The organism is Flavobacterium sp. ZB4R12, from assembly GCF_048276375.1.
GTDB classification, from domain to species: domain Bacteria; phylum Bacteroidota; class Bacteroidia; order Flavobacteriales; family Flavobacteriaceae; genus Flavobacterium; species Flavobacterium gawalongense.
The window spans coordinates 16,783-31,990 of record NZ_JBLNKS010000005.1 but is presented as its reverse complement, the minus strand read 5'-3'; the positions used below and the strand labels follow the sequence as shown (position 1 = coordinate 31,990).

The window sequence follows — 15,208 nt, the reverse complement described above, 5'->3', positions numbered from 1 at the left end:
ATGGTCGAAAAATTAATATCATTTTCATTAAAAAACCGATTTGTTGTCCTGCTTGTTTCCGCCTGTTTATTTGGTTGGGGTATTTATAGTGTGCAACAAAACCCTATTGATGCCATTCCTGATTTATCAGAAAATCAAGTCATAGTTTTTACGGAATGGATGGGAAGAAGCCCACAGGTTATCGAAGCCCAAGTGACCTACCCTTTAGTTTCTAATCTTCAAGGAATTCCAAAAATTAAAAACATTCGTGGTGCTTCTATGTTTGGGATGAGCTTTGTCTATATCATTTTTGAAGATGATGCAGATGTCTATTGGGCAAGAACTCGTGTATTGGAAAGATTAAATTATGCGCAACGATTATTACCCCAAAATGTTGTCCCAACCTTGGGCCCCGATGGCACAGGGGTTGGACATATTTTTTGGTATCATTTAGATGCAAAAGGAATGGATTTAGGAGAGCAAAGGGCTTTACAGGATTGGTATGTGAAATTTGCATTACAAACCGTTCCCGGCGTGGCTGAAGTGGCTTCCTTTGGTGGTTTTGAAAAACAATACCAATTGGTATTAGATCCTTTAAAAATGCAGTATTATAATATAAGCATGATGGAAGTGATGAATGCCGTAAAGGCAAACAACAACGATGTCGGCGGAAGAAAATTTGAAATGAGCAATATGGCCTACATTGTGAGGGGATTGGGTTACATCAAAAACATAAAAGATGTAGAAGATATTGCCATTAAAAATTACAATGCCGTTCCTGTAAGAGTAAAAGACATTGGTTCCGTACAAATGGGTGGCGATTTGCGTCTTGGAATTTTTGATCAAAATGGTGAAGGTGAAGTAGTCGGCGGAATCGTGGTGATGCGCTATGGCGAAAATGCCAATAAAGTGATAAAAGCGGTAAAAGAAAAAATGAAAGAAGTCGAAAAAGGATTGCCCGAAGGGGTTTCTTTTAAAATTTCGTATGACAGAAGCGAACTAATAGAACAAGCTCTCGAATCTGTTAAAGGCACTTTGATTGAAGTGATGATTACCGTTTCTATTGTTATTCTTATTTTTCTTTTTCATTGGAGAAGCGCTTTAATCATCCTCATACAGTTGCCGATATCCGTTTCGATTGGGTTTATTTTGCTTGAGGCTTTCGGGATATCGTCCAATATTATGTCACTAACCGGTATTGCTCTTGCCATAGGTGTTGTGGTTGATGACGGTATTGTGATGGTCGAAAATGCGTATCGGAATATTTCAGAGAAACAGGAAGAAATGGATAGTAATCAACAATCGATTGAAAAATGAAAAATCTTCTAAAAAAAATATTCAAAAAAGAACACGACCCGTTATCTTCAGAAGAAAAACTTAAAATAATTGAGGCTTCCTCCAAATTGGTGGGGCCAGGTGCTTTTTATTCAACCGTAATTGTAATTACTTCCTTTTTACCGGTATTTCTTCTTACGGGTATGGAAGGCAAGTTGTTTAGCCCATTGGCTTATACAAAGTCATTTATACTCATTATTGATGCCTTTATAACCATTACACTTACGCCTGTTTTAATTAGTTTTTTACTCAAAGGCAGACTTCGCCCAGAAGCAAAAAATCCAATTAACAGAAAACTGGAAAGCATCTATACTCCAATCCTGACTTTTTGTTTGAAATGGCGAAAATCATTGTTGGGTTTAAATATCATTGCTTTGCTAATTGGCGTATTGATGTTTACGCGTCTGGGATCAGAATTTATGCCTCCTTTGGATGAAGGTTCCATTTTGTTTATGCCGGTCACCTTGCCCGATGTGTCAAATTCCGAAGTAAAACGAATTTTGCAAGTCCAAGACAAACTGATAAAATCGATACCCGAAGTTGCTCATGTTTTAGGAAAAGCCGGCAGGGCAAATACAGCGACCGACAATAGCCCCATAAGCATGATTGAAACAATTGTTTTACTAAAACCCCAACACGAATGGAGAGAAGGCAAAAATAAAAATGATATTGTAACAGAAATAAACAATAAGCTGCAAATGCCCGGTGTAACTAACGGTTTTACCCAACCCATTATTAATCGAATTAATATGCTTTCAACAGGTATTAGAACCGATGTGGGAATAAAAATTTACGGAGCAAGTTTAGATACGATAGATGTTTTATCACAAAAAATTAAAAAAGCACTAGAGGGCACAGCTGGAGTAAAAGATTTATATTCAGAACCAATAACAGGAGGGAAATATATTGACATAATAGCAAAACGGGAGGCAATTGGCAGGTATGGACTTACCATTGACGATGTGAATAGCGTTGTCGAAGCTGCAATTGGAGGAATGAAACTAACCACAACTATCGAAGGAAGACAGCGCTTTTCTGTAAATGCGAGATATGCACAAGAATACAGAAATAGCTTGGAAGCCTTGAAAAAACTGCAAATACAAACCATGCAGTTTGGACCAATTCCATTAGAAACCGTTGCCGATGTAAAAATAAGTGACGGGCCACCCATGATAAATAGCGAAAATGCCATGCTTCGAGGAAGTGTATTGTTTAATGTTCGCGAGCGGGACCTAGGAAGTACTGTAAAAGAAGCGCAGAAAAAATTGAACGAAATGATGACTAAAATGCCTAAAGGGTATTATGTGGAATGGAGCGGGCAATGGGAAAACCAAATCAGAGCCAACAAAACACTTCGTATGATTTTGCCGATTGTTATTAGTATCATTTTTCTTGTTTTATACTTCAGATATCATTCAATGAAAGAAGCTTTAATTACTATGATAACAGTACCATTTGCCCTAATTGGCGGGATATTTATGGTCTATTTTTATGGCATCAATTTATCGGTGGCAGTGGCAGTTGGCTTTATAGCACTATTTGGACTGGCAATAGAAACAGCCATGTTAATGACCATTTTTTTAAATGAAGCCATGAATAAAATGGTAGAAAAATATGGCAATAGCAGAGAAACTATCTCTGAAGCTATTTTAAGACAGTATATTATTGATGGTTCAGCAAAAAGGTTGAGACCAAAACTAATGACGGTTTCCGTTTCGCTGTTTGGATTAATACCCATTCTTTGGGCAACAGGAACTGGTGCCGATGTGATGCTCCCTATCACTATTCCACTCATTGGAGGTACAATTACTTCAACTATTTATGTATTATTGGTAACCCCTGTTGTTTTTGAAATGGTAAAACTACGCGAATTAAAAACAAAAGGTAAAATAGATCTTATAGATGTTAAAGAATAAATATTATATCGCCATAAGTTGTTTGATTTTAAGCACTACAAATTTAGTGGCTCAAACACTTTCGTTGGAAGAAGTTTTGACAAACATCAAAACGAATAATCCACAATTTAAAATGTATGATGCCGATATTCAAAGTATGGATGCCGCCGCAAAAGGAGCTAGAAGTTGGATGCCTCCACAAGTGGAAACAGGTTTCTTTATGACACCTTACAATGCAAAAATGTGGAAAGCAGACGATATGTTTCCTGGAATGGGGAATTATATGCTGGGAATTACGCAAATGATACCAAATTCTAAAAAACTAAAGGCAGATTACAACTACATGAGTGCAATGTCTTCAGTTGAGAAAGAAAACAAAAACTATACTATTAATCAATTAAATGCTTTAGCAAAAACGAATTATTATCAATGGCTGGTGTTAAATAAAAAAATGCAATTTGCCGACGATAATTTATTGCTTTTAGGCTATATGATTAAGAGTATGGAGATACGCTACCAATACAATATGGATAAATTACCAACCTATTACAAAGCAAAATCGCAATACAGCGCATTACAAAGTATGATTGTAATGTTACAAAACGATATTTCCCAGAAGCGAATTATGCTAAATACCTTGATGGCTAGAGATAAAAATACTTTGTTTGAAATAGATGAAACCTATAAATTAAATGATTTTGATTTGATAAAATCAGATACAACATCACTTTCCCAAAGCCGAAGTGACGTTAAAGCCATTGAAAAAACAATTGCGTTAAACCATCTAAAAATAGAAGCCGAAAAAACAAAATTATTACCAGAGTTTGGCATTAAATATGACCACATGTTTGCCTTTGGACAACAACCACAGCAATTCTCTTTAATGGGAATGGTTACTATCCCTATGCCATGGTCGTCGAAAATGAATAAAGCCAACATCAATAGTTTTCAGATAAAAAACGAAAGCCTTAATTGGCAAAAACAAATGATTCTGAATGAAGCATCAGGGATGATTTCGGGTATGAATACAGAATTGACAAACCTGAAAAAGCAATATGATATTACCGAAAAAAGCATCATTCCGGCCTTGCGAAGAAATTATGATACCGCAATAATAGCCTGGCAAAATAACACTGGCGATTTGTTTGTTGCTCTCGATGCCTGGGAAGCATTGAATATGGCTCAAATAGAGGCACTAGATAAATTACAAGCTATTTTGAATGCACAAGTAGAAATCGAAAAACAACTGGAAACTAAATAATTATGAACAGATATTTAAAATATAGTTTGGTAGTTACAGTAATTTCAATTATTGGAATGGCAATATATTTCTTTGCAATAAAGTCAAATGAACCAGTAGAAAATCAGCGTCAAAAAGAAGTGTACACCTGTCCCATGCACCCCGAAATTATTCGGAATAAACCGGGTAATTGTCCTATTTGTGGAATGATTTTAGTAAAAAAAGTAAGCAACAATCATGCTGTGGAAAGCAATTCCATTGAAAACCTTTTAAAGCCTACCGATAATTTTATAGTGGGCAATTATCAAACCACAACAGCAAAAGATACTACATTAATCAGTGAGATAAATTTGCCCGGTATCGTGGCTTACGATCCAAATTCATCAGTAAACATTGCTGCACGAATAAGTGGAAGAATAGAAAAAATGTATGTCAATTATAAATACCAAAAAGTAAGTAAAGGACAAAAGCTTTTTGATTTATACAGCCCGGAATTACTCACGGAACAGCAAAATTTTATCTATTTGATTGTCAATGATTCAGAAAACCAGTCGATTATAAAAGCATCAAGGCAAAAATTATTGCTCTATGGAATGAGTGGTAACCAAATAAATGCATTGGCTTCAGCCAAAAGAACAAACCCAGTAATTTCTATATATAGTCCGGCATTTGGGATTGTACAAGGAACGGAAAGTATGGTCAAAAGCACAGATGACTCCATGCAAAATCCGAACACAACCACGGAACCTTTAAATGTAAAAGAAGGAGATTATATTAAAAAAAATGAAATCGTTTTCAAATTGATAAATACAGATAAAGTGTGGGCTGTCTTTAATGTTTTGCAAGGTTATAATAGTCTGATTAAGATGAACCAGCCTATTAGCATTTCCTCGGAGTTAAATGAAAAAGAAACCATTACTGCCAAAGTAAATTTTATTGAAACACAATTTAATCCAACGGATAAATCCAATAGAATTCGGGTTTATTTAAACAACAATACGCTGAAATTACCCATTGGTTTGCGGTTACAAGGCATTGTGGAAACAAATCCGATGAAAGCCATTTGGTTACAAAAACAAGCATTGGTGAGTATTGGAAACAAAAAAGTAGTTTTTATAAAAATGGATAATGGCTTTAAAGCAGCAGCAATAAAAACGGGAATTGAAGTCAATGGTTTTGTCCAAATTATAGACGGCATTTCCGTTGAAGATACCATTGCTAAAAATGCGCAATATTTAATTGATAGTGAAAGCTTTATTAAAACCGAGTAAAGATGAAAAAGATAAAAAACAATAGTATTCTATTACTACTATTTACAGTATTTATTGCTTGCAATACTAAAAACAAAGACGAACATAGCGCACATAAAAATAAAGAAACTATTTTTTACACCTGCTCTATGGATCCACAGGTAAAAGAAGACAAGCCGGGAAAATGTCCCATTTGTCACATGGAATTAACTCCAATGAAAAATGACGATACGGAAGCTAACGAAATAAGCTTGAGTAAACAGCAGCTACAATTGGGGAATATCACCACGGAAACTATAGCAACAACTCAAAGCAGTTTAGAGCAAAATTATACAGGAGTTTTAACAATTAATCAAGAGAAAATCAATACCATTTCAGCTAGAGCGATGGGACGAATTGAAAAATTATACTTCAAAACGGTTGGAGATTATGTTGCTGAAAACGAACCAGTATATCAATTGTATAGTGAAGATATTGCCATAGCCAAACACGATTATTTTACAGCATACAAACAACTTACCATGCCAGGTGATTTTGGGAAAAATGCACGTACTATGCTCATTGCTGCCAAACAAAAACTATTGTTCTTTGGTTTATCCAATGCCCAAATTGAAAATATAAAATCGACCAAAGAAATTTCTCCTTACACTATTTTTTACAGTACTAGCAGTGGAACTATCTCAGAGATAATAGCAACAGAAGGCAGTTATGCAATGGAAGGTGCCGGTATAATTAAATTGACAGATTTAAATAGTCTCTGGCTTGAAACACAAGTAAACGTAAACTATGCGAAAAGCGTGCACCTTGGGCAAAACGCCAAAGTTTCATTTTCCGATTTTCCTGATAAAACTATAAATGCAAAAATTTCATTTATCAATCCTGAAATAAATCCAGACACCAGACTGCTTTTAATTCGAATGGAAATACCTAATCAAAATTTGCTGTTAAAACCCGGGATGCAGGCCATTGCAAAATTGACACAATCTAATATAACAGGATTATTTATTCCAACTGATGCCGTAATTCGAGAAGAAAATGCTTCTTATATCTGGATTGAAAAAAGACCAGGAGTATTTGAAAGCCTAATGGTGGAAACAGGAGTGGAAATAAATGGTATGATTGAAATTAAATCGGAAATAGATATAAACAAAAAAGTTGTCATCACTGGAGCGTATGCTATAAACAGTGAATATAAATTCCGCAAAGGAAGCGACCCTATGGAGGGAATGGAAATGTAATGTTTAAAATATAAAAATGACACACCTACACCATTACCGGAATGGCTTGTGATATTTGTTTTTCTAAAGTTGAAAAAAAATTGAAGTTTATTTATGGGATTGTAGCTTCAGTTTCATTACCCTCGCCAGTGGCTACATAACAATGATAAAAACGATGCAATAATGAAACACCATGATCATTCAAATCCGTTAAAAGTAAAGTCTCTTGGAATAGACACGTACCGAGAGAATAATATTTACATGTTAATCGACTGTGATATTTGTCGATCTGAAGGGTTTACGGCACTTACACGACTCGTTGTTCACCACAACGAAAAAAGTATCGTTGCAACGCTAAACGTAGTACATTCTGAATTGTTACAGGAAAATGAAGCTGGACTTTCCGATATAGCATTAAAGCGTCTCGATGTTGAAGATGGGGATTTAATTACAGTATCACATCTTAAACCGATTGAATCATTGGGCGATGTTCGTGCAAAAATATATCACAAAAAAATTGATGAAACTGCCTACCGTAAAATCATCAATGATATAACCAATGGCCTTTATTCTGACATCGAAATAGCTGCTTTCATTGCCGGATGTGCCGGGGACAATCTGGATTTGGAGGAAATCACATGGCTTACCAGAGCAATGATTGATTCCGGGTCAAAATTAAAATGGGACGAAAAAATCATCATGGATAAACATTCCGTTGGTGGCCTGCCTGGAAACCGGACAACTCCAATAGTAGTAGCAATCATTGCAGCGGCAGGACTGACAATTCCAAAAACATCTTCGCGCGCCATCACTTCTCCTGCGGGCACAGCCGATACAATGGAAACAATAACTATTGTGAATCTATCCATTGAAAAAATAAAGGAGGTAGTAAAAAAGGAAAGCGGATGCTTTGCATGGGGACGTTTGGCAAAATTAAGTCCGGCCGATGATATTCTAATCGCCGTGGAGAAAGCTTTAGACATTGACAGCTCAGGACAAATGATTGCCTCCGTACTTTCAAAAAAGGCTGCCGCAGGTTCAACACATGTCGTTATTGAAATTCCTTTTGGGGAAACGGCAAAAGTACGAACACACGATGAAGCATTGAAACTGCAATATTATTTCAAAGCCGTTGGCGATGCTATAAAATTAAATATTGAAGTATTAATTACCGATGGCTCACAACCCATTGGGAAAGGGATTGGCCCTTCATTGGAAGCAATGGATGTACTTGCAGTATTGAGAAATTGGAAGGATGCTCCAAATGATTTAAAAGAAAAATCATTGCTGATTGCAGGAACATTACTGGAATTATCAACTAAAATTGAAAAAGGAAAAGGAGTTCCGGAAGCAAGACAAATTCTGGAAAGCGGTAAAGCGTATAACAAGTTTGAAAAAATCTGTTTGGCACAGGGAGGAATTACTGAACCAAAATTTGCTAAATATAAAATCGAAATCAAATCAGAAATTGCAGGAATTGTAGCTGCCATCGACAATAGAAAATTAGCGAAGATTGCCAAACTTTCAGGTGCTCCTCGATCTCCTTCGGCTGGAATTTATTTCAATTCACCCATTGGAACTAAAATAGAAAAAGAACAGACACTCTTCACCATTTATTCTGAATCGGAAGGAGAATTACAATACGCTGTTGACTATTTAAAATCTGTAAACCCTATAATCAAAATTGTTTAAGATGAAATAAGCATTAGGCAAACTCGATGCAAAAACTAATGAAGAGATACGAATTCCATATTCCTTTAAAAAACAAATATTAGCTACAGATGAAAAAAATTTTTTTTGCTTTACCCGGAAATGATGCACTGACTAAATCTTTAGCTGAAAAATGTAATGCTGAATTAGGCAAGGCAATTATCCGCCAATTTCCCGATGGTGAAACCTATATCAAAATCGAATCCGATGTATCAGACAAGCAAGTACTACTGATTTGTACACTAAATAATCCTGATGAAAAATTATTGCCTCTCTTTTATTTATCACAAACCGCAAAAGAATTAGGCGCAAAATCCATCTGTATTGTAGTGCCTTATCTTGCTTATATGCGGCAGGACAAACGCTTTCAGCCGGGAGAAGGAGTCACTTCATCCTATTTTGCAAAACTCATTTCGTCATTTGCTGATTCACTCATTACTATTGACCCTCACCTGCACAGAAGAAGCTCCCTGTCTGAAATATATACTATTCCAACCACTGTAATTCATGCTGCAGATCTCATTTCAAAATGGATTCTCAGCGATATTGAAAAACCTGTGTTAGTTGGTCCAGATAGTGAAAGCGAACAATGGGTTTCCGAAGTGGCTCATCAAGCAGGGGCACCTTTCATTATTCTTAAAAAAATAAGAAGAGGTGATGAAGAGGTAGAAATATCAGTTCCGGATGTCGAGAAGTATAAAGAGTATACTCCGGTTTTAGTAGATGATATTATCTCTACTGCCAGAACTATGATTGAGACTATTGGTCATTTAAAAAATGTAGGAATGAAAAAACCAGTTTGCATAGGTATTCACGGAATTTTTGCAAATAATGCCTATTCCGATTTGTTCTTTGCGGGAGCAGATAAAGTGATAACATGTAATACTATTCCGCATGAATCGAACAGAATAAAAATTGATGAAATTATTTCCATATCGATCAACCGTACAAAATAACGTTGGTAGGAAAAGATGATGGTTATTAATTTTAGTGAGACAGTTACGAAGTGGCAACTTGAAAACAAACAGCTATTCTTATTGTGCCGCCCCATTGAGAATATTCATCGCAACTAAGTTTTGAATGATTTCAAACAAAATTTTCATCATTTAAAGCACATTTCAAAAAACAAATCTCAATAGTGGTACTAAAAAGACCCATAATTACCTTTTTTACCCAATTATTAACTAATTAAATATCAATACTTTGTAATGAAAATAAATATTAAACTCTTAGATGAGTTAACCCACAGTATTTTTTATTTTTATTTACTTCCCAAAAAATTCATTTTTTTAAAATAAAGTTACCTATGTGATAAATGTTACTGTACGAAAAATTTTAACTGACAATCTTTGCAGTATAAAATTTTACAATTATGGAATATATAGGTTATTTTTCGTCAATACTCATTGGCGTTGCATTAGGACTAATTGGCGGTGGTGGTAGTATTCTTACAGTACCGGTATTAGTTTATTTATTTGCCATTGAACCTGTTTTGGCAACGGCTTACTCGCTATTTATTGTAGGACTTACAAGTGCTGTAGGTACGGTTGGATATTTCAAAAAAGGTTTAGTAAATATCAAAACAGCTACTGTTTTTGGTATTCCTTCAATCATTGCCGTTTTTACAACTAGAGCTTTAATCGTCCCCGCCATTCCAAAAGAAGTATTTACTGTTGGTGATTTTATGGTAACCAAAAACCTCTTGATGATGTTGCTTTTTGCGGTAATAATGATTGCAGCTTCATACAGCATGATTAAAAAAGATAAAAAAAATATAGAAGAAAAATCTGAAGAACAAAAATTCAATTATCCGCTCATACTTATTGAAGGTGCTATAGTTGGAGTTATCACCGGTTTAGTAGGTGCTGGTGGTGGTTTCTTAATTATTCCCGCATTAGTGATTTTAAGTAAACTTCCTATGAAAGAAGCCGTTGGAACTTCATTAGTAATTATTGCTGCTAAATCTTTGATTGGTTTCTTTGGAGAAGGTGGAGAAAATGGTATTAATTGGCAGTTTCTATTTATCATTTCGGCATTTGCGATTGTTGGAATTTTCGTGGGTACAGCATTATCTAAAAAAATTGATGGCAATAAACTTAAGCCTGCCTTTGGTTGGTTTGTTTTAGTGATGGGAATTTACATTATAACCAAAGAACTTTTTCTAAAATAAAATACTATTTTATAAAAAATAACTGATTCAATATTAAACATTTAAAAACAAAACGACTTTTTTTCTGCTGTGTGACATTAGTTACTGATACTATGATAATCGAATACTAATTTTGGACTATAATAAAAACATTAAAATTAATCTCATTATGAAAATAGAACAAATATATACAGGATGTTTAGCACAGGGTGCTTACTATATTACTTCAAATGGTGAAGCTGCCATTATTGATCCACTACGTGAAACAGAACCTTATATGAAGAGGCTGGAAAAAGACGGAGTAAAATTGAAATACATTTTCGAAACCCATTTTCACGCTGATTTTGTTTCTGGTCATTTAGATTTGAGTAAGAAAACTGGCGCTGCAATTGTATATGGACCCAATGCAAAACCAGAATTTGAATTCATTTCTGCCAAAGACAATCAAGAATTTTCTATTGGAAACATCAAAATAAAAGTATTACACACACCTGGTCACACCATGGAAAGTACCACATACTTGCTCATAGACGAAAACGGAAAAAACCATGCGATTTTCTCTGGGGACACTTTATTTATTGGTGATGTAGGTCGTCCTGATTTGGCTCAAAAAGCGGCTCATATGACACAAGACGAATTGGCTGCAATATTATTCCATTCGTTAAGAGACAAAGTAATGACTTTGGCTGATGATGTAGTTGTATATCCAGCTCACGGTGCGGGTTCTGCCTGTGGAAAAAACATGAGCAAAGAAACCGTTTCTACCATTGGTGAACAAAAAGCAACCAATTATGCTTTGCGTGCCAATATGACTGAAGCCGAATTTGTACAAGAAGTTACTGAAGGTTTATTACCTCCACCTGCTTATTTTGGTATGAATGTAGCTATGAACAAAAAAGGAATTGAAAGCTTTGAAAATGTTTTCAATAACGGAATGAGAACGATCAATGCGATAGAATTTGAAGTTGTTGCGGAAGAAACCGGCGCTTTGATTTTAGACACCAGAAAGAATGGTGATTTTGCAAAAGGATATGTACCACAATCGATAAACATTGGTATCAATGGCGATTTTGCTCCTTGGGTGGGTGCTCTGATTGCCGATGTAAAACAACCGATTATTCTAGTCACTGAACCAGGATTTGAAGAAGAAACTGTAACCCGTTTAACACGAGTTGGATTTGATAATTTGATAGGACATTTAGAAGGTGGATTTGAAGCTTGGAAAAAAGCCGGTTTTGAAGTGGATACTGTAAATCGCATCACTGCGGAACAATTCGCAAAAGAAGTAAAAATTGGCGAAAGCAAAATAATCGATGTTCGTAGAGAAAGTGAATATGAAGCGGAACACGTTGATGAAGCCTACAGCCGACCATTAGCGTATATCAATGACTGGGTAAAAGACATTAATCCAGAGGAACATTTTTACATGCATTGTGCCGGAGGGTATCGCAGTATGATGGCTGCATCTATTTTGCAAGCACGAGGATACAGAAACTTCACAGAAATTGAAGGTGGTTTTGGAGCGATAGCAAAAACTACTGTTCCTAAAACTGATTTCGTTTGCCAAAGCAAAGTATTATAATAATAATATATGACAGTCCGCAATATGTTCCAAAGGATAAAATATGGCACACAGATAACACGAATTGAACGGATTTTGCACAGATTTAAATAACAGTTTGATTCACCAAGTAAAAAAATCCGTGTAAATCGGTATAATCTGTACAATCTGTGGGCTAATATTTATGCTTTATAAATGTACAAACGACGAAAATTGTATTCGAAATGATTTTAGTCCGCATTACGGATAGTCATATAATAATAGCAATACTAACACTATAAATCATGTTTGGAATTTTCAAAAATATGTTTTCTAAAAAAGATACAACACAAATGGAAAAATTAATAAAAGAAGGGGCGTTCCTTGTAGATGTTCGCACACCAGCAGAATTCGCAGAAGGTCATGTAAAAGGATCAACAAACATTCCTTTGGACCAAGTAGCAAACCAATTGGCAAAATTTAAAGGAAAAGAGCAAATCATTGTTTTCTGCCGAAGCGGGAATCGCAGCGGTCAAGCCAAATTGATTTTGGAACAAAATGGTTTTACCAATGTCACTAATGGTGGTACTTGGCAAGATGTCAATGAAGCGTTAAACAAATAAATTTCAGGCAATATTAAAATAATGTGCAGTTTAAAACAAAAAAGTATTTGTTTTAAACTGCACAATTATTTGTTTAGAAATCGAAATTTGATAAGAATAATAGGCGGTTTAATTTTTAATCTGTTTGTGAAATCACCTAAAAAAGTTTAATTTTTAAAATTGATTTTAAATAAAGGGGTAAATTTGAGGGGCTTTGGAAAGAATACTACTGGATGTATTCCTTTGTATTTAACAAAGACTACTGAACTACCTTTTGAAATTAATTCGAAAAAATAAAATGACATGGAAGCGAAAAAAGCAATGAACAAAGACTTAATTTTAAGAGAAAAGTTAGCATTACAGCGCACTGTACTGGCCAATCAATCAACTTTTCTTGCCTTTTTGAGAACGTCAATGTATTTTTTGATTGCGGGTTTGAGTTTGCGAAATTTATTAAAAGTAGAAAATAGTTTACTTATTGAAATCGCACTTTTCATCACTTCGTTTGTGATTTTTATTCTCGGGACGCTCAACTATTTCAAGCATAAAAAATCCATTTCCGAAAACAAAAAACACATTGGTGATTACCAATTAGAATATTACGAGTTATAAAAACGCAACTCTTTTTTTGCCTTTACTCCTTTTCTAAACTAGCAATCGGTTTAAAAAACACGAAACTATTTTTTGAACTTAAAAAAACCACACACAGTTGAAAACAAATACAACCAAACTTGGGCTGAAAGAAAATTGGAAACAATTTACCATTTTGGTCATCGTCAATGCCTTTGTTGGCGGAATGATAGGAATGGAAAGAACTATTATTCCAAAGTTTGCCGAGATTGAATTTGGCATTGCTTCAAAAACGGCTATTTTATCTTTTATAATTGCCTTTGGGATTACAAAAGCAATAACCAATTATTTTACGGGCAAGTTGGCGAATCGTTTCGGCAGAAAAAATTTACTTTTATTTGGGTGGATTCTCGCCATACCTATTCCCTTTATTTTGATACATGCAGCCTCGTGGAATTGGGTAATTTTTGCCAATATTCTGTTGGGCGTTAGCCAAGGACTAACTTGGAGTAGTACGGTGGTTATGAAAATTGATTTGGTTGGAGAAAAAGATCGCGGACTGGCGATGGGACTCAATGAATTTGCCGGTTATTTTGCCGTTGGATTAGTCGCTTTTCTTTCAGGCTATATTGCCCAAAAATATGGAATTACCCCCTACCCCTTTTACTTGGGAATTGGAATTTCCATAATTGGTTTTTTATTGACTTTGTTTTTTGTGAAAGACACAAGAATATTTGTAACCAAAGAAAATACGACCAATAAAACCGAAAAATTGGAAAATATCTTTATAGAAACAACTTTCAAAAACAAAACGTTAAGTGCCATAACACAAGCAGGATTAGTCAATAATCTGAATGACGGAATGATTTGGGGACTTTTACCTATCGTCTTACTTTCTTTGAACTACGATTCTGAAAACATTGGTGTGATTACCGCCATTTATCCTACTGTTTGGGGCTTTGGACAATTGATTACCGGAAAAATGTCTGATGTTTATTCGAAAAAAAAGATGCTTTTTTGGGGAATGTTATTACAAGGAATAGCGATACTTTTTATTCCTTTTGCTAAAGAATTCTATCTGTTAGCCATCATTTCAGCACTTTTGGGATTTGGAACAGCCTTGGTCTATCCTACTTTTTTATCCGCTATCGCGCAGGCGACAAATCCGCATCAAAGAGCCGAAAGTATTGGTACATTCAGACTTTGGAGAGATTTAGGGTATGCCATAGGCGCCATTATTTCAGGAATAACAGCCGATTTATTTGGAGTAAATTATGCTATTATACTAATAGGAGTTATCACTATTGTATCGTCCCTAATTATTGAAATCCGAATGCCGAAAGACAATTTATAAAGGGCAAATAACTAATACAAACAATATGAAAGAAATAGATAATACAGCAAATGAATGTATTCAAGTCGAAGAAGTAAAACAAGCACTTCAGCAAAATGAAAAAATACAGATTATTGATGTTCGTTCCAAAGAAGAATTTGAAAATTACCATATCCCGGAAGCCATAAATATTGCTTTGTCAGAAATTGAAAACCAAATAAATCAGATCAAAAAAGACCATAAAATTATTATAGCTTGTGGCAAAGGTGGAGGAAGGTCGATGGATGGAGCCAAACTTTTAAAGAAAATGGGGTACAATGCAAATTGGCTTTGCGGTGGAACGAATGAATGGTTGAATTTAAAATAAAGTATAAAGCTATAACGTCGG

Annotated in this window: 13 protein-coding genes; all 13 read left to right on the top strand. The window is 35.1% G+C overall.

Annotation, left to right across the window (positions count from 1 at the left end):
* Complete coding sequence (locus ACNO7W_RS04725; RefSeq protein WP_417937229.1) at positions 1-1,296, top strand: efflux RND transporter permease subunit; 1,296 nt, start codon at positions 1-3, stop codon at positions 1,294-1,296.
* Positions 1,293-3,230 (top strand): efflux RND transporter permease subunit, encoded by a 1,938-nt coding sequence (locus ACNO7W_RS04720; protein WP_417937228.1) that lies wholly within the window; start codon positions 1,293-1,295, stop codon positions 3,228-3,230. Before ACNO7W_RS04725 ends, ACNO7W_RS04720 begins: the two co-directional genes overlap by 4 nt.
* Positions 3,217-4,470, top strand: a complete 1,254-nt coding sequence (locus ACNO7W_RS04715; protein WP_417937227.1) for a TolC family protein — start codon at positions 3,217-3,219, stop codon at positions 4,468-4,470. Before ACNO7W_RS04720 ends, ACNO7W_RS04715 begins: the two co-directional genes overlap by 14 nt.
* 2 nt (positions 4,471-4,472) lie before the next feature.
* A complete protein-coding gene (locus ACNO7W_RS04710) occupies positions 4,473-5,720 on the top strand; it encodes an efflux RND transporter periplasmic adaptor subunit (RefSeq protein WP_417937226.1) in 1,248 nt (415 codons plus the stop codon).
* 2 nt (positions 5,721-5,722) lie between these two features.
* A complete protein-coding gene (locus ACNO7W_RS04705) occupies positions 5,723-6,937 on the top strand; it encodes an efflux RND transporter periplasmic adaptor subunit (protein WP_417937225.1) in 1,215 nt (404 codons plus the stop codon).
* Between the two features lie 162 nt (positions 6,938-7,099).
* Positions 7,100-8,608: a thymidine phosphorylase family protein gene (locus tag ACNO7W_RS04700; protein WP_417937224.1), complete on the top strand. Its 1,509-nt coding sequence runs from the start codon at positions 7,100-7,102 to the stop codon at positions 8,606-8,608.
* Positions 8,609-8,697: 89 nt separating this feature from the next.
* The gene (locus ACNO7W_RS04695; RefSeq protein WP_417937223.1) at positions 8,698-9,582 is read left to right on the top strand and encodes a ribose-phosphate pyrophosphokinase; all 885 of its coding nucleotides are present in this window, start codon (positions 8,698-8,700) and stop codon (positions 9,580-9,582) included.
* A gap of 416 nt (positions 9,583-9,998) precedes the next feature.
* On the top strand, positions 9,999-10,796 hold the full coding sequence (locus ACNO7W_RS04690; RefSeq protein WP_417937222.1) for a sulfite exporter TauE/SafE family protein: 798 nt from the start codon (positions 9,999-10,001) through the stop codon (positions 10,794-10,796).
* Between the two features lie 148 nt (positions 10,797-10,944).
* Entirely contained in the window at positions 10,945-12,357 is a 1,413-nt protein-coding gene (locus ACNO7W_RS04685) for an MBL fold metallo-hydrolase (protein WP_417937221.1), read from the top strand.
* A gap of 311 nt (positions 12,358-12,668) precedes the next feature.
* A complete protein-coding gene (locus tag ACNO7W_RS04680; RefSeq protein ID WP_417937220.1) occupies positions 12,669-12,938 on the top strand; it encodes a rhodanese-like domain-containing protein in 270 nt (89 codons plus the stop codon).
* Between the two features lie 282 nt (positions 12,939-13,220).
* Positions 13,221-13,529, top strand: a complete 309-nt coding sequence (locus tag ACNO7W_RS04675; RefSeq protein WP_417937219.1) for a DUF202 domain-containing protein — start codon at positions 13,221-13,223, stop codon at positions 13,527-13,529.
* Between the two features lie 97 nt (positions 13,530-13,626).
* Entirely contained in the window at positions 13,627-14,841 is a 1,215-nt protein-coding gene (locus tag ACNO7W_RS04670) for an MFS transporter (protein ID WP_417937218.1), read from the top strand.
* A 25-nt stretch (positions 14,842-14,866) separates the two neighbouring features.
* Entirely contained in the window at positions 14,867-15,187 is a 321-nt protein-coding gene (locus tag ACNO7W_RS04665; protein ID WP_417937217.1) for a rhodanese-like domain-containing protein, read from the top strand.
* Positions 15,188-15,208: the final 21 nt, after the last annotated feature.